The sequence below is a fragment of the Anaeromassilibacillus sp. An200 genome, from assembly GCF_002160025.1.
GTDB lineage: Bacteria > Bacillota > Clostridia > Oscillospirales > Acutalibacteraceae > Caccousia > Caccousia stercoris.
Genome location: NZ_NFJU01000132.1, coordinates 1 through 868, shown reverse-complemented (window position 1 = coordinate 868; position 868 = coordinate 1). Strand labels below are relative to the sequence as shown.

Sequence of the window (868 nt, the reverse complement as noted above, 5' to 3'; positions counted from 1 at the left end):
CACATCACCTCCGATCTCCGCCGCCGTACATATCGTGGCTCACCAGGGAAGTGTAGTAGCTGTCGATGGTGGCCGGGGCGTTATACAAAGCGGCCAGCAGGTATTTCTTGATATTGCGGACATAGGTGGTGTTCTCCCACATCCGGTCCAGCACATACTCGATGTGGGAACTGTTCAGCTTCAGGAACCGGGACTTGACCACCTCCGCCGGGTAGTCGTCCCCGGCGATACGGATCATCTCCCGGTTGGAGCACACCGTGTCCACCATGAGCTCCACCAGCTCGTCCAGGCGGTCACAGTCAAGGCGGTGGTTCTGGATGAGGCAGTCATACTCGATGTTCTCCAAAATCAATTCCCGATAGCTTTCCCGTTCCCGCATCCGGTCCCGTCCTTTCCGGTCCGAGCCCCTGGGGGTTTGGGGGATTGATTGGACAGGATTTGATCCTTCCGTACTTGATAGATCTTTTTTTGATTTTTCTTTACTTGATCTATTAGTATTTAATTGTGCGGGGTTTCCCTGTTCAGGTTCTTCCAAGACAGGGGAAGCCTGTTCAGGATTATCCAAGACTGGATTTTCCCGTTCAGGTTTTTGCGGTTTTGGTTCCGGCGGTCTGGGCTGCTCCAGGATGGTGTACTCGATGGCGCCGAGCTGACCGTTTGCGTTGCGGACTCGCTGGCGGATCACATAGCCGTGTTCCTCCAGCTCCCGCACCCCGGCGCAGATACTGTCAACGCCATCCTTGCAGATCCGGGCCAGCCCCTTGGTGGTATAGTCCCACTCCTCCGGCAGGGAGAGCATGAGGGAGAGAAGGCCCTTCGCTTTCAACGAGAGCGACTTGTCCCGCAGGTGATGGTTGGACATCACCGT

The 868-nt window shown here is 56.0% G+C and carries 1 protein-coding gene; it reads right to left on the bottom strand.

Translation table 11 applies throughout. The features are described 5' to 3' along the window. Window positions 1-4 precede the first annotated feature (4 nt). A partial coding sequence (locus B5F35_RS18215) for a DUF6017 domain-containing protein (RefSeq protein ID WP_242969595.1) occupies window positions 5-868 on the bottom strand: 864 nt, incomplete at its 5' end.